Origin of the sequence: Streptosporangium minutum, from assembly GCF_002149035.1 — a bacterium.
In the GTDB taxonomy this organism is placed as follows: Bacteria; Actinomycetota; Actinomycetes; order Streptosporangiales; family Streptosporangiaceae; genus Streptosporangium; species Streptosporangium minutum.
Window position 1 is genome coordinate 1 of record NZ_NGFP01000192.1, and the last position, 17,700, is coordinate 17,700.

The window sequence follows — 17,700 nt, forward strand, 5'->3', positions numbered from 1 at the left end:
CGAGGTCCCGGTCGAGGTGCGCGGCGCCGGCCAGGCCAGCCGCCAGGTCAACAACTTCTGCGCCCCGGACGCCTTCGACTGCGACAAGCTCGTCGCGGTCGAGGTGCTCACCCCCGGCGGCAACTGGTCGTCCTACCCGCCGCACAAGCACGACACCGCCTCCGAGCACGAGGCCGTACTGGAGGAGATCTACTACTTCGAGGGCGGCCCCGGCTACCAGCGGGTCTACGGCACCCACGACACGCTGGCCGAGGTGTCGGGCGGAGACGTGGTGCTGGTCCCGCACGGCTACCACGGCCCGTCGATGGCGGCCCCCGGCTACGACCTGTACTACCTCAACGTGCTGGCCGGTCCCGCCCCCCAGCGGTCCATGGCCTTCTGCGACGATCCCAATCACGCCTGGATCCGCTCCTCCTGGGCGGACCAGGTGGTCGACCCCCGCCTGCCGCGTCGCGTCACGGACGCCCGTGGCGGATCCCCTGGAGACGCTCCATGAGACTGACAGTGGCCCAGGCGCTCGTGCGCTTCCTCGCCCAGCAGTGGACCGAACGCGACGGCGCCGAGCAGCGGCTGATCGCCGGATGCCTGGGCATCTTCGGCCACGGCAACGTCGCCGGCATCGGCCAGGCCCTCGCCGAACAGGGCGCCGGCACCCACGCGGCCCTGCCCTACTACCTGGCCCGCAACGAACAGGCCATGGTGCACACCGCCGTGGGCTACGCCCGTACCCGCGACCGCCTGTCCACCTTCGCCTGCACCACCTCCATCGGCCCCGGCGCCACCAACCTCGTCACCGGCGCCGCCCTGGCCACCATCAACCGCATCCCGGTGCTGCTGCTGCCCGGCGACGTCTTCGCCACCCGCGCCGCCTCCCCGGTGCTGCAGGAGCTGGAAGACCCCCGCTCCTACGACGTCACCGTCAACGACACCCTGCGGCCGGTCAGCCGCTTCTTCGACCGGATCAACCGCCCCGAGCAGTTGCCCTCGGCACTGCTGGCCGCGATGCGGGTGCTGACCGACCCGGCCGAGACCGGCGCGGTCACCCTGGCCCTGCCCCAGGACGTCCAGGCCGAGGCCTACGACTGGCCCGAGGAGCTGTTCCGCCGGCGCGTCTGGCACGTGGCCCGCCCGGTGCCCGAACCCGCCGCGCTGGCCCGCGCCCAGGACCTGCTGCGGCGATCACGCCGGCCGCTGATCGTGGCCGGCGGCGGCGTCAAACACAGCCAGGCCTCGCATCAGCTGGCCGCCTTCGCCGCCCGCCACCGCATCCCGGTCACCGAGACGCAGGCAGGCAAGGGCGCCGTGCCGTACGACCACCCGTACGCCGCCGGCGCGATCGGCCACACCGGCAGCGCCGCGGCCAACACCCTGGCCCGCGAGGCCGACCTGGTCATCGGCATCGGCACCCGCTACAGCGACTTCACCACCGCCTCACGCACGCTGTTCGCCGGCGCGGCCTTCCTCAACATCAACGTCACCGCCTTCGACGCGGCCAAGCACTCCGGCCAGATGCTCGTCGCCGACGCCCGCCAGGCGCTGGACGCGCTGGAGCCCGGCGACTGGAGCGCCGACCCCGCCTGGAGCGCCAGAGCCATCGAGCTGACCCGCGACTGGCAGGCCGAGATCGAGCGCGCCTACGGGGGGACGGAGCTGACCCAGCCGGTGATGCTGGGAATCGTCAACCAGGCCGCCGAGGGCGGCGTGGTGGTCAACGCGGCCGGGTCGATGCCCGGCGACCTGCACAAGCTGTGGCGGGCCACCGACCCCGGCCAGTACCACGTGGAGTACGGCTACTCCTGCATGGGGTACGAGATCGCCGGTGGGCTCGGGGTGAAGCTGGCCGCGCCGGAGCGAGAGGTGTTCGTGCTGGTCGGCGACGGCTCCTACCTGATGATGGCCCAGGAGATCGCCACCGCCGTGCAGGAGGGCGTCAAACTCGTCGTGGTGCTGGTCGACAACCACGGCTTCGCCTCCATCGGCAACCTCAGCGAATCCGTCGGCGCCCAGCGGCTCGGCACCTCCTACCGGATGCGCGGCCCCTCGGGTGAGCTCGACGGGGCCTTCCTGCCGGTGGACCTGGCCGCCAACGCCGCCAGCCTGGGCGCCGACGTGCTGACGGCGAACGACCCCGACACACTGCGGACCGCACTGGCCAAGGCCATGGCGTCCGCGCGCACCACGGTCGTCCACGTCGAGACCGTCCCCGGCCCGGGCCCCGAGACCACGGCCTGGTGGGACGTGCCGGTGGCCGAGGTGTCGAGCCTGCCGGAGGTCAGGACCGTGCGCCGGCACTACGAAGATCACAAACGCGACCAGCGGCCCTACCTCTGATGGGGTGGACGCTCGCCTTCGCCACGGTCGCGATCCTCTTCGTGCTGATCAGCGGGGCCAACGACGGAGCCACGCTCATCGGCCTCGGGCTCAGGTTCCCCCGCTCGCCGGGATGGGCGATCGCCTTGCTGCTCGTGGTGGTGCTCTTCGCCGGACCGTACCTGCTGGGCATCGCGGTCGCCCGGACCTTCACCGAGCGGCTGGCGGGGCTGGGGACGAGCGGCGGGGCGACGGCGTTCCTGGCGGGGGTGGTGATCGCGGTGGCCGTGGTCGCGGTCCTGACCGGCAGGGGCCTGCCGACCAGCCTGACGCTCGCGGTGATCGGCGGCATCACCGGCGCGGGGTTCGGCGCCGGCCTGCCGGTGTCGTGGTCGAGTCTGGGCGCGGTCCTGGCGATCGGGGCCGGCGCGCCCCTGGTCGGCCTGGCCCTGGGCTACCTGCTGGGGACCCTGTCGCGCAGGGTTCCGTCCTACCGCCGGATGCCCCGGCTCGTGCTCGCCGCCCACCTGCTGGCCTACGCGGCCCAGTGCGTGGCCTACGCGGTGAACGACGGCCAGAAGATGATCGCGGTGGTGAGCGTCGCGGTCGACGTGGGCCGCGAGGGGCTGGGCGGGGTCGGCCCCGTCGAGGTGCCGCCGGCGTGGATGGCCGTCCTGGTGGCGCTCTTCCTCGCCGGAGCCCTGACCAGCCTGACCCGTGTCGGGGAGCGGCTGGGCCGCGGTCTGGTCATCACCCGGCCGCTGCACATCGTCTCCGCCGAGACGGCGGCCACCGGCGCCGTCCTGGGCAGCTCGGCTCTGGGCAGTCCGGTGAGCATGACCCAGTCGATCACAGCCGGAGTCGTCGGCGTAGCGGCCAGTGAGGGAGCCAGGAGAGTGCGATGGCAGAGCGTCATGAACATGGGTACGGCATGGCTGGTCACGCTGCCGTCGTCGATGGCCCTGGGCTGCCTGGCCGGGCTCGCGCTGAGGCTGCTGTGAGCGGCGCCGACGGCCGCGCCCGGCGGTTCCTGCGGGCCTGGGACGATGTGCGCGGCCGGTCCGGGCGGCGGGTCGTCGACCTGGTCCGCCACCAGGTCGCCGTCGTCAGGGCGGGAGCCGTACTGGCCCGCTCGACCGCGACCGGCGAGATCGAACGGTCGGCCGCGCGCACCGAGATGACCGAGGTGGAGCACGAGGGCGACGAGGCGCGAGGCGAGCTGGTGCGCGTCCTGCGGCGGGTGCTGGCCACCCCCGTCGACCGGGAGGACCTGTTCCGGATCTCGCGCTCGATCGACGACGTGCTGGACCACCTGCGCGACTACGTACGCGAGACCGACCTGTTCGGACCGGAGGATCTCGGCTTCGCCGTCGAGCCGCTGCAGGCGGTGATCGACGGCCTCGACGAGCTGGAGACCGCCGTCCTGAAGATGATCGAGGATCCCGGCTCGGTCACCGTGGCCGTGCTGGCCACGCGCAAGGCCTGCAGCCGGGTCCGCCAGCTCTACCAGACCCGGCTCACCGAGCTGTTCACCGGACCGCTGGAGATGGACACCCTGCGCAGACGCGAGCTGTTGTCGCGTCTCGACGCGGTGGGCCGGCGGCTCGGCGAGGCGGCCGACGCGCTCGCCGACGCGATGCTCAAACGGAGCCACTGATGACCAAGCGAAGCCACTGAGGAAGCCGACGGCCGCGCACCGCGTCGGTCCTCGCCAACCCCCTGAAGGAAGTACCCATGGCTCTTCTCACCAAGCCGGAAACGCCGCCACCTCCCTCTAGGCGGCGCAGACTGGTGTACCGGCTCCGCGTGCTGCGCCACGACCCCACCGCCGCACTCGGGCTGATTCTTGTCATTTTGCTCGCCTATCTTGTCGTGGCACCGCTGATCGCGGTGCTGTCGGACGCCTTCCGCCTGCAGTACGGCGACGACGTGCACGCCGGGCAGCAGCCGGGCGAATGGACCGGCTACTACATGTGGCGGGTGTTCCGGTCCCAGATCAGCGGCCTGCTGTTCTGGGAGCCGTTGCTCAACACGCTGGTGATCGCGGTGGGCACCACGCTGTTCGCGCTGGTCGTCGGGGGCGGCATGGCCTGGCTGGTGACCAGGACCAACGTGCCGGGGCGCAAGTGGCTCGCCGGCGCCCTGGTGGTCCCCTACATGCTGCCCTCGTGGACCTTCTCCCTGGCCTGGCTGTCGCTGTTCAAGAACGAGCGTGCCGCCGGGCAGGTCGGGTTCCTGCAGGCCCAGGGCATCCGGACCCCCGACTGGCTCGCCTACGGCGCGGTACCGATCATCGTCACCCTGGGGCTGCACTACTACCCGTTCGTGCTGCTCCTGGTCGGGAACGCGCTGCGCCGCATCGACGCGCAGCTGGAGGACTCCGCGCGGATCCTCGGCGCCCCGCAGCGGACCGTCATCCGGCGGATCGTGGTGCCGCTGATGCTCCCGGCGCTGTCCTCCGCCGTGCTGCTGGTGGTCGGCCGGGTGCTCGGCACGTTCGGCACGCCGTATGTGCTCGGCCTGCCGGCCGACTACCGGGTGCTGTCCACGGGGCTGTTCCAGTCGATCCGGGACCGCAGCACCGGCGTGGCGTCCGTGCTCGCCACCGTCATCGTGGTCATCGGAGTCCTGATCGTCCTCACCGACACCCGGTTGATGCGCGAGCACCGCCGGTTCGTCACCGTAGGCGGCAAGGGCGCGATGGACCGGCTGAGCGACCTGCGCCGCTGGCGCTGGCCCCTGTTCGGGCTGGGCCTGCTGGTCTTCGTGGTGAGCGTCCTGGTCCCGGTGTTCACGCTGCTGCTGTCGACGGTCACCCGTACACCGCTGGATTTGTCGACCTTCACCCTCGACTACTGGCTCGCCGAGAAGCTGCCCGGAGCGGTCGGCTTCCCGCACGGTGTCCTGCGCGGTTCGGAGCTGTGGACGGCGGCGTGGAACTCGCTGCGCATCGTCGGCCTGGCCTCGCTGATCTGCGCGGTCGCCGGCCTGCTGATCGGGTACGTCGTGGTGCGCGGCACGGCTCCACGCGTCGCCGCGTTCCTCCGCCAGGTCTCCTTCCTGCCCTACCTCATCCCCGGCATCGCGTTCGCGGCCGCCTCGCTGTCGCTGTTCGCCGTCGCCAGGGGACCCCTCCCCGCGCTGTACGGGACGACGTTCCTGCTGATCCTGGTGATGGCCGTGACGCACCTGCCGTACAGCTCGCGCTCGGGCATCGCGGCGATGATGCAGCTCGGCCGCGAGCCGGAGGAGGCCGCGCAGATCGCCGGGGCCTCCTGGTGGCAGCGGATGCGGCGGATCATCTTCCCGATCCAGAAGGGCGCTCTCGTCACAGGGATCGTGCTGCCGTTCATCTCCGGGCTCAAGGAGCTCAGCATCGTCATCATGCTGACCACCACCGGGACGCAGCTCCTGACGACCCTGTCGATCGGCCTTGTGGACTACGGATACACCCAGCTCGCCAACGCGGTCGTACTCGTGATCGCCTTGGTCTCCTTCACCATGACCTACCTGACCCAGCGTCTGACCAAGAGCAGCCTGGCGTCCGGCCTAGGAGGATAGATGCCGAACATCACCCTCAGCGGAGTCGCCAAGAGCTACGGCGGCGGCGACTACGCTGTGAAGAACCTCGACCTGACCGTTCCCGACGGCGCGTTCATGTGCCTGCTCGGCCCCTCCGGCTGCGGGAAGACCACCACGCTGCGGATGATCGCCGGGCTCGAGCAGCCGACCGCGGGCAGCATCGCCGTCGGCGACCGGGTCCTCGACTCCGTCGAGCGCGGTCTCTACGTCCCGCCGGAGAAGCGCGGCATGGGGCTGGTCTTCCAGAACTACGCGCTCTGGCCCCACCTGTCGGTGCGTGAGAACGTCGAGTTCGGCCTGCGCATGCGCAAGGTGCCCGGCCCCGAGAGGCGGGCCAGGGCGGAGACGGCGCTCAAGATGGTCCACGTCGACGCCGCCATGGACCGCTACCCCTCCCAGCTCTCCGGCGGCCAGCAGCAGCGCGTCGCACTGGCCAGGATGCTGGCGATCAACCCCACGGTGCTGCTGCTCGACGAGCCGCTGTCCAACCTCGACGCCCAGCTCCGCCTGGAGATGCGCGCCGAGCTCAAACGCATCCACGAGGAGTCCGGCGCGACGATCGTCTTCGTCACCCACGACCAGCTCGAGGCGCTCACGATGGCCACCGACGTCGCGGTCATGAAGGACGGCGAGCTGCAGCAGCTGGCCGCCCCGATGGAGATGTACGCCAGGCCCGCCAACCGGTTCGTCGCCGAGTTCGTCGGCAGCCCGCCGATGGCGATCGTCGACGTCGCCCCCTCCCCCACCGGCCTGGCCGGTTCGCTGATGCGCTCCATCGAGGCCCGCGCCGGGCAGTGCGCCCCCACCGCCGTGGGCATCCGGCCCGAGGCGCTGCGCCTGGGCACGCCGCCCGGCACCGCCTGGCACGAGGAGGCCGTGGTCGAGGCCGTCCTGCCGGCCGGCTCCTCCTGGACCGTACGGCTGCGCATCCTGGACACCGAGCTGTACGCGGTCTCCTACACGCCGGTCGAGGCCGCCGCCGGCGACGTGCTGACCTGCTGGACCGACCAGATGCACCTGTTCGGCGCCGACGGCGTCCGGCTCTCCTCCTGGGACCGGACGGAGGTGGGGGCGTGATCCGGCCCAAGGCGTTGCTGCTGGACTTCGGCGGTGTCATCGTGGAGACCTCCCGGCGCCCGTCGTGGGCGGCCGAGCTCGCCGCGGAGGTGCACGACCTGCTCAGCAGGGCCGGCTTCCACGGCCTCGGCCTCGACGACGTCGAGGGCGACATCCGGGCCGGCGCGCGCGCCGACAAGTACTGGAAGGACTCCACCTCCCGGCAGTTCGCCCCGGCGGAGATGACGCACCGCGGGTTCTGGGCCGACTTCGTGGCGGGCGACTGGCCGGAGCAGGCCCGCTCGCTGGTGATCGCCGAGGCGACGCCGCTCTGCAGGCGGATGGGCGAGCTGCGCAGCGACCGCAAGACCCGGACCGCGTTGCAGGAGCTGCTGGCCGCCTGCTGGGCGCACGACGTCACGCCCGCGGTCGTCAGCAACGCGCTGTGCGGAGCCGTCCACCGTGACTACATGGCCCTCAGCGGCCTCGACCGCCAGGTGGCGGTGCAGGTCTACAGCGACGAGGTCGGCGTGCGCAAACCCAATCCGGAGATGATCTGGATCGCCTGCCGGGCACTGGGCGTCGACCCCGCGGAGACCTGGTACGTCGGCGACAACTACGACCGCGACGTGGTCTGCGGCGCCCGCGCCGGAGTGGGGGCCACCGTCCTGATGGTCTCCCGGAGCACCGACGAGATCCCCTACAAGGTGCGCCAGAGCCCTCAGGCGACAGTCGAGGACCCCCGCGGACTTCTGAACCTCCTGGAGGAGACATGGATGTAAACACTTCGCGCGAGCTGGCCGCCATCGCGGTCGAGGCGGCCAGAGCAGTCGGCGACCAGCTCAGGGACGCCTTCCGCTCCCGGCCCGAGGTGAAGACCAAACGCGACTTCCACGACCCGGTGACCGAGCACGACAAGGCCGCCGAGGAGCGCATCCGCGAGGTCCTGGGCCGCCTGTGCCCGGGCAGCGTCGTGGAGGGAGAGGAAGGCGGGGTCCGGGGAGAGGAAGGCAGGGGCCGAGGAGAGGGCGACATCCGCTGGTACGTCGACCCCATCGACGGCACCGCGAACTTCGCCGTGGGCCTGCCGTTCTTCTGCACCTCCATCGGAGCCGTGGTGGACGGAAAGGTGGTGGCGGGCACCGTCTACGACCCCGTCCGCGACGACGAGTTCACCGCCTCGCTCGACGGGGCCTTCTGCAACGGCAAGCCGATCCGCAGCTCCGGCGCGCGCACCGACCGGGAGGCGGTGCTGCTGTCGAGCTTTCCCACACCGCGTGACCTGGCCGCGGGCGGCGATGAGGCGCTGCACCGCTTCGCCCGGATGGTCAACGCCTTCGCCAGCACGCGCCGCCCGGGGAGCGCGGCGCTGAAGCTGGCGCACGTCGCCGCCGGCTGGTCCGACGTCGCGTACGGCACGCACGTCAACGCCTGGGACGTGGCGGCCGGTTCGCTGCTGGTGGAGCGGGCCGGCGGCACGTACATCCCGCTGTCCGGCGACATCTTCACGCCCGGCGGCTACCTCGCCTGCGTGGGCGGCTTCGACCTCGCGGGTTCGGTGATGGCCGAGGTCTCCACGGCGAGGGGGGTCTCGTGATCCGGTGGATCGTCACCGATCTGGACGGGACGCTCGTCGGACGCGACCTGGCCATGGTGCCCTCCGGCCGGGACGCGCTGCGCCGTTTCCTCGCCTCGGGCGGAGAGGTGGTCATCGCGACCGGGCGGATGGAGGCGTCGGCCCTGCGCTACTACGAGGAACTGGGCCTCACCGGGGCGGCGATCCTCTACAACGGCGCCCGGACCGTGGACCTCGGCACGGGAGCCGTGCTGCGCTCCCGCCACCTGCCGGCGGACGCGTGGAAGGCGCTGCTCGACCGGTTCGACGGGCTGCCGGAGGGCGTCTATCCGGTGGCGTTCTCCGGCGGCGAGGCGCTGGCGGTCCACGACGTGCCCCAGCTGCGGGACTACGCCCGCCGGGACGGGATCACGCTGCGCGACCCGGGCGACTGGTCCGCGCTGCCCCCGGGCGAGATCACCAAGTGCATGCTGATCGGCGACCCGCTGCCTGATCTGGACATCCCGGGGACGATCACGGTCCGTTCCGAGGCCACCTACCTGGAAGTGCTGCCCGTGGGCGCCACCAAGGGCGCCGCGCTCCGCGAGCTGGCCGCCTCCCGGGGCGTGCCGCTGGAGCAGGTGGCGGCCATCGGCGACAACCCGAACGACATCGACATGATCGAAACCGCCGGGCTCGGCGTCGCGGTCGGTGACGGTCATCCGGAGGTCCGGGCGGCGGCCGGCGTCGTGGTGGGCGCCTGCGCGGACGGGGCCGTCGCCGATCTGGTGGAGCTGGTCCTGTCACGGGCCGGGGAGGTCGCGCCGGCATAGCCGGCCGGGCCGGTGCGCGCGGGGTCTCGGGCGCACCGGCCCAGCCGGTCGGCGACGACCCCGCGGGGCCCGCCAGGCGGCCGGCGGGGGTTGCCCGCCGGATGCTCAGCGCCGACCGGCGGGGCGGCCCGTCAGGTGGTCAGCGCCGACCGGCGGGCAGGCCGGCCAGGCGGCCGATGGCCAGGCCGGCCTGGCGGACGCTCTCCAGCAGGGCGTGCTCGTCTCCGGCGGGGCCGTTGGCCAGCACGGCGTAGCCGATCCGGCGACCGGAGCCGATCATCACCCCGACGTCGGCCCGCACGCCGACGTCGGTGCCGGTCTTGTTCGCCACCCAGACCCTTCCCGGCGGGACGGAGGCGGGCACCTCCCGGTCCTCCGGCTCGTGCGGCAGCAGGGCGGGGACCATGCTCCGGTCGGTGTTGCAGGCCATCCAGCCCAGCATGAGCCGGGTCCACTCCTGCCGGCCGTCGAGCCCGGCCGCGAACCGGGCGAGCTCGCCGGCCGTACCGACGGCGAAGGTCGGCGGGTGCGAGGGCAGGCGCGGCTCGCGGATCCGGTCGAGGATCCGCGTCCGGACGAAGCCGAGCGCGGCGGCGTCCTCGGCCACCCGGTCCAGGCCGAGCCGGCGCAGCAGCGCGTTGGTCGCGGTGTTGTCGCTCACCGACGCGGTGAGCACGGCGAGATCCCCGATCGCCCAGCGACGGGCGGACAGGTCGCCCAGGAGGCCGGAACCGCCGCAGCGGTCCTCCTCCCGCACCTCCACGATCTCGGCGGGGTCGAGCCTCCCCGCGGCGATCCCGCGGGCCACCGCGGCGAGCAGCAGCAGCTTGCCGGTGCTCGCGAGGGTCAGCTCGACGTCCTCGTCGAGGGAGACCAGCCCCGGCACCGAAACGGCCACCCTGTGCGCCCCGTCTCCATCCGGCGCGTCGGGTCCTGTCATCGCCGTGCCCTCCCGGAGCCCGTCATCCTGTCCGGGCCCGGCGCCGTTACCGGGCCCGTCATCCTTCCAGAGGCCGCGATCGCGGTCGATCACGCGGTCACCGCTCACGTGGACAGCACCGCCCCGGGCCGGGCACCGGTCTCGGCCCCGTCCCGGACCACGGTCCGACCGGCGACGATCACCGAGTGGATTCCCGAGGGCGGGACCAGCGGGTCGGCGAAGGTGGCGCCGTCGGCGACCGTGCCGGGGTCGAAGACGACCAGGTCGGCGTGGGCGCCGTCCCTGATGACGCCGCGCCCCGCCAGCCCGAACCTGGCCGCGGCCATGCCCGTCATCTTGTGCACCGCCGTCTCCAGGCTCAGCAGTCCCAGCTCCCTGACGTAGTGCCCGAGCACGCGCGGGAACGTCCCCGCCCAGCGGGGGTGGGGCCGGCCGCCGGGCTTGGGCACGCCGTCGGAACCGATCATCGAGTACGGCGCGGCCAGCACCCGCCGCACGTCGTCCTCGATCATGGAGTGGCTGATGATCGTCACCTCGCCCTGCTCGGCGACGAGCAGTTCGGCGACCATGTCGATGGGGTCCTGGCCGCGCGCGGCGGCCAGCTCGGCGATCGTGTGCCCCTCCGTCTCGGGGTGGCGCGGCGCGCACGCGATCGAGATGCGGTCCCAGCCGCCGTTGCCGACGGTGTTCTCCCAGCCGGGGACGCCCTCGGCGATGGCCCGGCGCATCAGGTCGCGCTGTCCGGGGTCGGCCAGCCGTGCCGTCAGCGCGGCGATCCCGCCGTCCGAGGCCCAGGGCGGGAGCATCGCGCCCAGCGCCGTGCTCCCCGCGGTGTAGGGGTAGACGTCGCAGGTCACGTCCATGCCCCCGGCGCGCAGGGCGGCGAGCTTCGGCAGGGTGCGCCGGGTCAGCCCCCAGGCGTACTTGCCCGCCGTCTTGTGGTGGGAGACGTGCAGCGGGGCGCCGCTTCTGCGCCCGATCTCGACGGCCTCCTCCAGCGCCTCCTCCACCCGCGACATCTCATCGCGCAGGTGGGTGACGTAGGGCTTGCCGTGCGCGGCCGCCACGGCCGCCAGCGCGACGACCTCGTCGGTGCTCGCGTAGGTGCCGGGGGTGTAGATGAGCCCGGTCGACAGCCCCGCCGCCCCCGCCGACAGCGCCCGGTCGAGCAGCGCGCACATGGTGTCAAGCTCACCGGGGGTGGCGGCACGGTCGACGGGGCCGATCACCCCGGCGCGGAGCGTGCCGTGCCCGACCAGGGAGGTGATGTGGTTGGCGCGGGGCACCGCGGCGTGCGCGGCGGCGAACTCGGCGAAGCCCTCGTACATCCCGACGTCGCCGCCGAAGTAGACCCGGGTCTCCGCGCGCATCGCGGCCAGCCGTCCGGGCAGGGCGGGGAAGAGGCTGGAACCGCAGTTGCCGGAGATCTCCGTGGTGACCCCCTGAAGGACGGCGGCCCGGACCATGTCGCCGCCCAGCTCCCCGTCGATCAGGGTGACGCCGTCGGAGTGGGTGTGCACGTCGATGAAGCCGGGGGCGAGGACGAGACCGGTCAGGTCCGCCGTCTCGCGTGCGGTGGCGGGGGCTCCCGGCGGCAGCAGGGTGAGGCGGCCGTCGAGGACGCCGACGTCGGCGTGCCGGGCGGCGTCGGGCGCCGCCGTACCGTCGATCACCAGGCCGCCCCGGAGCAGCAGGTCGAAGTGGGTCACAGAACCTGCCCGAGGAAGGCGCGGAAGCGCTCGTGGCGCGGGTTGGCGAGCACGTCGCGGGGGTGTCCCTGCTCGACGATCACGCCGCCGTCAATGAAGATCAGGTTGTCGCCGACCTCGCGGGCGAATCCCATCTCGTGGGTCACCACCATCATCGTCATGCCGCTGGCGGCCAGGTCCCGCATGACCGCGAGCACCTCCTGGACCAGCTCGGGGTCGAGCGCGCTGGTCGGCTCGTCGAAGAGCATCAGCTTGGGATCCATGGCCAGGCTGCGGGCGATCGCCACGCGCTGCTGCTGGCCTCCGGAGAGCTGGGCGGGGTAGTGGCCCGCGCGGTCGGCGAGGTCCACCCGCTCCAGCAGTTCCATCGCCCTCTCCCTGGCCCGGCCCTTGGCGACGCCCTTGACGACGACCGGGCCCTCCATGACGTTCTCCAGCGCCGTGCGGTGCGGGAACAGGTGGAAGCGCTGGAACACCATGCCGATGTCCTGGCGCTGGCGGCAGAGCTGGGCGGGGCGCAGGTGGTGGAGCCGGTCCCCCTGCTCGGCGTAGCCGATCAGGTCGCCGTCCACCCAGATGCGGCCGGAGTCGATGGTCTCCAGCCGGTTGACGCAGCGCAGCAGCGTCGACTTGCCGGACCCGGACGGGCCGACGACGCAGACCACGCCGCCTTCGGGGACGTCCAGGCTGATGCCCTTGAGCACCTCGACGGAGCCGAAGCACTTGCGGACCGAGCGGATCCTCACCTTGGGTTCGACCATCACGCGTTCCCCCTGCTGAACGGCCGCAGGTTGCGGCGGACCCTGACCTGCAGCGCGTGGTGGCCGCGCTCGAACCGCTTCTCGATGAAGTGCTGGCCGACGCTCGCGATGGTGGTGAGCACGATGTACCAGATGGAGGCCACGATGAGCATCGCGATCACCTCGAAGTTGCCGAGGTAGATGCGCTGGGAGACCGTCAGCAGTTCGGCGCCGGCGATGACCGAGACCATCGAGGTGGTCTTGAGCATCGAGATGAACTGGTTGCCGGTGGGCGGGATGATCACCCGCATCGCCTGGGGGAGCACGACCCGGCGGAGCACCTGCCGGTGTGACATGCCGAGCGCCTCGGCCGCCTCTCGCTGGCCGGGGTCCACCGAGCGGATGCCCGCCCGGACGATCTCGGCCATGTAGGCGCCCTCGTTGATCGCCAGACCGAGCAGGGCCGCGGTGAAGGGCGTGATCAGCTCGTTGGCCTGCCACTCGATCAGCTTGGGGCCGTCGAACGGCACGCCGATGCCGAAGGAGGGGAAGACCAGCCCGATGTTGAACCAGAAGATGAGCTGGACCAGCAGCGGGGTGCCGCGGAAGAACCAGGTGTAGAGCGCCGAGGCGCCCCGCAGCACCGGGCTGCCGGACAGCTGCATCACGGCGGCGAGGATGCCCAGCGCCAGGCCGATCACCATCGACAGCACGGTGAGCTGGATCGTGACCCACAGGCCGCCCAGGACCCTGCCGTCCATCAGGTACTCGGCGATGACGTCCCAGTGCAGGTTCTCGTTGACGATGATCGTGTAGGCCAGCCACACCAGGGCGAACGCGGCGACCACCGCCGCGATCCACCGGCCGGGGCGCGGCGGGCGGACCGCGTCGATCGGCAGGTCCGCGACGTCGGCGGCCTGCGGGGTCTTGGTCACTTCCACGGCTTGGTGTTCACCATGACCTCGGGTACGGCGTTGCTCGCGACGCTGTACTTCTCCAGGACCGCCTTGTAGCCGCCGTCGGCCGTCAGCTCCTGCATGGCCTTGGCCACGGCGTCGCGCAGCGCGGTGTTGCGCCGGTCGATCGCGATGCCCCAGGGGCCGGCGTCGTACTGCTCGGGCAGCACGTCGTACTTGCCGGTGTCCTTGGCGTACATCGCCGCGACGGGCGAGTCGACGATGGTGGCGACCGCACGCCCGGAGTCGATGCTCAGCAGGCCGGTCGGCGCGTCCTCGCTCTGCATGATCTGCATCTTCTTGGCGCACTTCTCGTCCTGCCGCTGCCCGATCGCGAGGTTCGAGCTGCCCTTGGCCAGCACGACGGTGCGGCCGCACAGGTCCTCAAGGGTCTTGATACCCTCGGGGTTGCCCTTCTTGACCATGATGGCTCCGCCGGCGCTGAAGTAGTCGACGAAGTCGACGGCGGCCCGGCGCTCCTCGGTGTCGCTCATGGAGGACATCACCATGTCCCAGCGGCCGGCCTGCAGGCCCGGGATCAGGCCGTCGAAGGCGGCGTTGGTCACCTTGACCTTCAGGCCGAGCTTGGCCGCGATCGCGGCGGCGAGGTCCGGGTCGACGCCGGTGAGCTCCTGGGTGCCCGGCTTGTACATCTCCATCGGCGGGTAGCCCTCCGAGGTCGCCATCCGGAGCTCGCCCGTCTTGCGCACGGCCTCGGGCACGAGGTCCTTGGCCGTCTTGCCCGCCGCCGAAGCCGCGCCGGCGCCGGCGTCGGTCCCCGACGACGAGCGCCCGCAGCCGCCGGCGAACGCCGATACGGCCAGCGCGACGGCAATGACCGAATACAGGCGCTTTGTCATAGAACCTCCCGGTTTGCGAATAGTTGAGTTTATGTTGTCGACGGCAGGTAACGGCCCCAACAGTCATGAATGCTTGCGAGTCTCAGCGTCGAAATCTTCGATGCTGAGACCGGACAAAAGCCATCAAGCTCTACCTTCAACCGCATGAGCTTGGTCATCGAGAACGGCTGGCCGCGCACCGCGGCATGGACCGGCGGGGAACTGCACATCGGCGGGGTCGGCGTACGGGAGCTCGCCGCCGAGTTCGGCACGCCCGCCTACGTCCTCGACGAGGAGGAGTTCCAGGCGCGCTGCGCGGAGTGGCGGGACGCGCTGCCCGGCGGGGAGGTCCACTACGGAGGCAAGGCCTTCCTCTGCCCCGAGGTGGTGCGCTGGCTGGACGCGGCCGGCCTCTGCCTCGACGTGTGCACCGGGGGCGAGCTGGCCGTCGCCGTGGCCGGGGGAATGGATCCCGCACGGGTGGTCTTCCACGGCAACAACAAGTCGGTCGCCGAGCTGCGCCGGGCCGTCACCTGGGGTGTCGGCTGCGTGGTCGTGGACTCCTTCGCCGAGATCGAGCGGCTGACCCTCCTCGCGGGTGAGGCGGGGGTGCGGCAGCGCGTGATGATCCGGGTCACCCCGGGGGTGGAGGCGCACACCCACGAGTTCATCGCCACCGGCGGCGACGACTCGAAGTTCGGGTTCTCGCTGAAGGCCGGGCTGGCGGCCGAGGCGGTCCGCCGGGTCCTGGCCGCCGCCTCGCTGGAGCTGGTCGGCCTGCACTCCCACATCGGCTCGCAGATCACCGATCTGGGCGGCTTCACCCTGGCCGCCCGCCGGATGGCCGGTTTCCTGCAGGCATGCGAGCGCGAGCACGGCGTGACGATCCCCAAGCTCGACCTCGGCGGCGGCCTGGGCATCGTCTACCGGCCCGGCGACCCGGTGCCGCCGCGCCCGGCCGAGGTGGTCGCGGCCCTGCGCGAGGCCGTCCCGTCCCACCTGCGGCTCGCCGTGGAACCGGGCCGCTCGATCGCCGGACCCACCGCCGTCGCCCTCTACGAGGTGGGCACGGTCAAGGAGATCCCCGGCGTCAACACCTACGTCAGCGTGGACGGCGGGATGAGCGACAACCCCCGTCCCGCCATGTACGGCGCCGCCTACACCGCGCTCCTGGCCTCCCGCTCCTCGGACGCCCCCCTCCGCGAGGTGACGGTGGTCGGCAAACACTGCGAGAGCGGCGACGTGCTCGTCCACGACCTGCCGCTGCCCGCCGACGTACGGCCCGGCGACCTGCTGGCGATCCCCGCCTCGGGGGCCTACCAGCGGTCGATGGCGAGCAACTACAACCACGTGACCCGGCCCCCGGTGGTCGCCGTCCGCGACGGATCGGCCCGGGTGGTCGTGCGCCGGGAGACCGAGGAGGACCTGCTCCGCCTCTACACCTGAGTGACGCCTCCGTACCCGGGTGACACGCCGGCACACCCGAACGCGGAGTGACACGCCGGCGCGTCCGGGCGCGAGCCGCCCCCGGCGCGGCCGAGCGGCTCCGCCCCCTCCGTCCGGCGGGGACCGCGCACCGGGCCGGACGGCCGGAGCCGCCGCCGGCCCCGCGATCAGGCCCGTGGCCGGACCGCGGGAGGACGGCTCAGACGCCGTACTCCACCGTGAGCACCGCGCGGGCCAGGGCGTGGTGGTTGACGGTCCCGCCGAACACGGCGGCCGTCTGCTCCGGGGTGACCTCGATGCTCTCCACGCCGAGGGCGTGGACCGCGAAGACGTAGCGGTGGGGCGGCCCGGGAGGCGGGGCGGCCCCGCCGAAGTCGAACGTGCCGTAGTCGTTGCGGCCGTGGAAGGCCCCCTTGGGCAGTCCCTCCATCGCGCCGCTGCCGGCGCCGCGCGGCAGCTCGCCCACCTCGGCCGGGATGTCGACCAGCAGCCAGTGCCACCAGCCGCTGCCGGTGGGGGCGTCGGGGTCGAAGCAGGTGACCGCGTAGCCCTTCGTCCCCTCCGGAGCGCCCGACCAGCGCAGGTGCGGGGAGACGTTGCCGGACTCGTAGACGTGCGCGCCGGGCAGGACGCCGCCGTCCACGAGGTCGTCGCTGACGACCGTGAACGCCGGCACCTGGCGCAGGTAGGCGTAGGGCAGCGGTGCGCGCTGATCCATCATTCCCCATTCCCCCGTTCCCCGCCGGGGAGCGCCCGGCAGCAGGGGATTTTTGTAGCTTTTTCCAGTCCTGTCAAGGGTTGACATTTCCGTGGGCTTTGACGGCATACTCCGCATTTAGATCGTTAATTACAAAGATGGATGTGTTCACCCGTCTTCCCGGCTAGTTGCGCGGTGACCCCGCGTTCCGGTTGACCGAATGGTTCAAAAAACCACATCCGAAAGCGCGGAGTTTTCATGAGCAATCCGTTCGAGGACGACAACGGTCGTTTTCTCGTCCTCGTGAACACCGAGGGCCAGCACTCTCTCTGGCCCGTGTCCATCGACGTTCCCCCCGGCTGGAACGTCGTGCACGGAGAGGACACCCGGCAGGGGTGCCTTGACTTCACCGAGGCGAACTGGACGGACATGCGTCCCCGCAGCCTCTCCTCCTCCTGAACGGCTCCCGAGTCCTCCTGAACGGCTCCCGAGCGCCGTATCCGCAGGCCGCCTCCATCGTGGGCCCCCATTACACGATGCCGTCTTCCCGCTGCACCATGCCGTCTTTCCATGCGATTGCCCGGCATCCCCGTCATCGGTTCTGTTGCCACGCCGCTGTGCCATGAATCTGGAGATTCCGTGAACCGGCTTTCTTCCCACAACAACCTGAACGAGGCTTTCGAGGCGCGGGTGGCGGCGGCTCCGGACGCCGAGGCGGTGGTCTGCGGCGAGGTCCGCCTCACGGCCGCCGAACTGAACGCGCGGGCCAACGCGCTGGCACGACGCCTGAACACCGCCGGAGTCGGCCCCGAATCCCCCGTCGTGGTACTCATGCAACGCTCCGTCGACGTGGTGATCGCCCTGCTCGCCGTGGTCAAGGCCGGCGGCGCCTACGTCCCCCTGCACCCCGGACTGCCACCCGCGCGAATGCGCTGGATCGCCGAACAGACCAACGCCCAGGTCATGATCACCGACGACACCTACGCCGGACACGAACTGACCCGCCACCTCCCCACCATGACCACCGGCCCCGACAG

18 protein-coding genes are annotated in these 17,700 nt (G+C 71.8%); 12 read left to right on the forward strand and 6 right to left on the reverse strand.

What is annotated here, in order from left to right:
* The 9 genes from iolB to CA984_RS31790 all read left to right on the forward strand — a co-directional run.
* Nucleotides 1-496: 5-deoxy-glucuronate isomerase (gene iolB, locus CA984_RS31750; RefSeq protein WP_086577161.1), on the forward strand; the 496-nt coding region annotated here is incomplete at its 5' end.
* Nucleotides 493-2,331, forward strand: a complete 1,839-nt coding sequence (gene iolD / locus CA984_RS31755) for a 3D-(3,5/4)-trihydroxycyclohexane-1,2-dione acylhydrolase (decyclizing) (protein WP_086577162.1) — start codon at nucleotides 493-495, stop codon at nucleotides 2,329-2,331. The genes iolB and iolD, both read left to right, overlap by 4 nt.
* Complete coding sequence (locus CA984_RS31760; protein WP_086577163.1) at nucleotides 2,331-3,311, forward strand: inorganic phosphate transporter; 981 nt, start codon at nucleotides 2,331-2,333, stop codon at nucleotides 3,309-3,311. The genes iolD and CA984_RS31760 overlap by 1 nt, the downstream gene beginning before the upstream one ends.
* Nucleotides 3,308-3,967, forward strand: coding sequence for a DUF47 domain-containing protein (locus tag CA984_RS31765; protein WP_207621118.1), 660 nt, complete (start codon nucleotides 3,308-3,310; stop codon nucleotides 3,965-3,967). Before CA984_RS31760 ends, CA984_RS31765 begins: the two co-directional genes overlap by 4 nt.
* 77 nt (nucleotides 3,968-4,044) lie before the next feature.
* Entirely contained in the window at nucleotides 4,045-5,871 is a 1,827-nt protein-coding gene (locus CA984_RS31770; RefSeq protein WP_086577165.1) for an ABC transporter permease, read from the forward strand.
* Nucleotides 5,872-6,969, forward strand: coding sequence for an ABC transporter ATP-binding protein (locus CA984_RS31775; RefSeq protein ID WP_086577166.1), 1,098 nt, complete (start codon nucleotides 5,872-5,874; stop codon nucleotides 6,967-6,969). It begins immediately after the preceding gene.
* Nucleotides 6,966-7,730, forward strand: a complete 765-nt coding sequence (locus CA984_RS31780) for an HAD family hydrolase (protein ID WP_086577167.1) — start codon at nucleotides 6,966-6,968, stop codon at nucleotides 7,728-7,730. Before CA984_RS31775 ends, CA984_RS31780 begins: the two co-directional genes overlap by 4 nt.
* The gene (locus tag CA984_RS31785; protein ID WP_086577168.1) at nucleotides 7,721-8,545 is read left to right on the forward strand and encodes an inositol monophosphatase family protein; all 825 of its coding nucleotides are present in this window, start codon (nucleotides 7,721-7,723) and stop codon (nucleotides 8,543-8,545) included. The genes CA984_RS31780 and CA984_RS31785 overlap by 10 nt, the downstream gene beginning before the upstream one ends.
* The gene (locus tag CA984_RS31790) at nucleotides 8,542-9,336 is read left to right on the forward strand and encodes a Cof-type HAD-IIB family hydrolase (protein WP_207621119.1); all 795 of its coding nucleotides are present in this window, start codon (nucleotides 8,542-8,544) and stop codon (nucleotides 9,334-9,336) included. The genes CA984_RS31785 and CA984_RS31790 overlap by 4 nt, the downstream gene beginning before the upstream one ends.
* A 139-nt stretch (nucleotides 9,337-9,475) precedes the next feature.
* Here CA984_RS31790 and CA984_RS31795 read toward each other — a convergent pair whose 3' ends face one another.
* From CA984_RS31795 to CA984_RS31815, 5 genes are all read right to left on the reverse strand, one after another.
* Nucleotides 9,476-10,234 (reverse strand): serine hydrolase, encoded by a 759-nt coding sequence (locus CA984_RS31795; RefSeq protein WP_242676284.1) that lies wholly within the window; start codon nucleotides 10,232-10,234, stop codon nucleotides 9,476-9,478.
* Nucleotides 10,235-10,380: 146 nt separating this feature from the next.
* Nucleotides 10,381-11,985, reverse strand: a complete 1,605-nt coding sequence (locus CA984_RS31800) for an N-acyl-D-amino-acid deacylase family protein (RefSeq protein WP_086577169.1) — start codon at nucleotides 11,983-11,985, stop codon at nucleotides 10,381-10,383.
* The gene (locus CA984_RS31805) at nucleotides 11,982-12,746 is read right to left on the reverse strand and encodes an amino acid ABC transporter ATP-binding protein (protein ID WP_086577170.1); all 765 of its coding nucleotides are present in this window, start codon (nucleotides 12,744-12,746) and stop codon (nucleotides 11,982-11,984) included. Before CA984_RS31805 ends, CA984_RS31800 begins: the two co-directional genes overlap by 4 nt.
* On the reverse strand, nucleotides 12,746-13,666 hold the full coding sequence (locus tag CA984_RS31810; protein WP_242676285.1) for an amino acid ABC transporter permease: 921 nt from the start codon (nucleotides 13,664-13,666) through the stop codon (nucleotides 12,746-12,748). The genes CA984_RS31805 and CA984_RS31810 overlap by 1 nt, the downstream gene beginning before the upstream one ends.
* Nucleotides 13,657-14,541: an ABC transporter substrate-binding protein gene (locus CA984_RS31815; protein WP_086577172.1), complete on the reverse strand. Its 885-nt coding sequence runs from the start codon at nucleotides 14,539-14,541 to the stop codon at nucleotides 13,657-13,659. The genes CA984_RS31810 and CA984_RS31815 overlap by 10 nt, the downstream gene beginning before the upstream one ends.
* 144 nt (nucleotides 14,542-14,685) lie before the next feature.
* Here CA984_RS31815 and lysA point away from each other — a divergent pair, with 144 nt between their 5' ends.
* Nucleotides 14,686-15,966, forward strand: a complete 1,281-nt coding sequence (gene lysA / locus CA984_RS31820; protein WP_242676286.1) for a diaminopimelate decarboxylase — start codon at nucleotides 14,686-14,688, stop codon at nucleotides 15,964-15,966.
* A gap of 199 nt (nucleotides 15,967-16,165) precedes the next feature.
* On the opposite strand, the gene CA984_RS31825 is transcribed toward lysA, so the two are convergent.
* Nucleotides 16,166-16,687 carry a YbhB/YbcL family Raf kinase inhibitor-like protein gene (locus CA984_RS31825; RefSeq protein WP_086577174.1) on the reverse strand — a complete coding sequence of 174 codons (522 nt, stop codon included), beginning with the start codon at nucleotides 16,685-16,687 and terminating at the stop codon, nucleotides 16,166-16,168.
* Nucleotides 16,688-16,921: 234 nt separating this feature from the next.
* On the opposite strand from CA984_RS31825, the gene CA984_RS31830 reads away from it, so the two are divergent.
* The gene (locus CA984_RS31830; protein ID WP_086577175.1) at nucleotides 16,922-17,122 is read left to right on the forward strand and encodes an MbtH family protein; all 201 of its coding nucleotides are present in this window, start codon (nucleotides 16,922-16,924) and stop codon (nucleotides 17,120-17,122) included.
* Between the two features lie 180 nt (nucleotides 17,123-17,302).
* A partial coding sequence (locus CA984_RS31835) for an AMP-binding protein (RefSeq protein WP_242676287.1) occupies nucleotides 17,303-17,700 on the forward strand: 398 nt, incomplete at its 3' end.